This is a genomic window from Pseudomonas sp. AC463, assembly GCF_979253585.1.
On record NZ_CEEDDZ010000193.1, the window covers coordinates 1 to 386 of the forward strand.

The 386-nt window shown below is 57.0% G+C and carries 1 protein-coding gene; it reads right to left on the bottom strand.

The window, feature by feature from the left end; all coding sequences use genetic code 11:
- The coding region (locus AC0IYH_RS29735; protein ID WP_471837668.1) for a hypothetical protein at window positions 1-386 on the bottom strand (386 nt) is incomplete at both ends.

Below are 386 nucleotides of genomic sequence, written 5' to 3' on the forward strand. Positions count from 1 at the left end.
TAGGTGGACGCTGGCGAGTCCGTGGTGTTGTCGAACAGGCTGAGGTTCTTTTCGCTGATCCCAGTGCCAATGCCAATGGCGTGCACGGCGCTCTTGCCAGCCAATACGTTGAAGGTATCGAGCGAGCCAAGTAGCACGTCATTGTTGGTGGTGGAGCCGTTGCCACTGACGGTCGTGGTATTGCCGTTGTAGTAGAAGGTCGGGTCACCATCGGACAGGAAGAACGTCAGGTTTTCATAGCCCGCTACGGCAGTTTTACCGGCAGCAGTCTGGGCATCGAACCAGGCAGAGGCCTCCTTGAACGAGCTTTCATAGTTGGTGCCGCCGTTAGCGGTGAGTTTCTGGATGTCCGCCAGCAGACTATCGAGCTTGGCACCGCTCTGAAG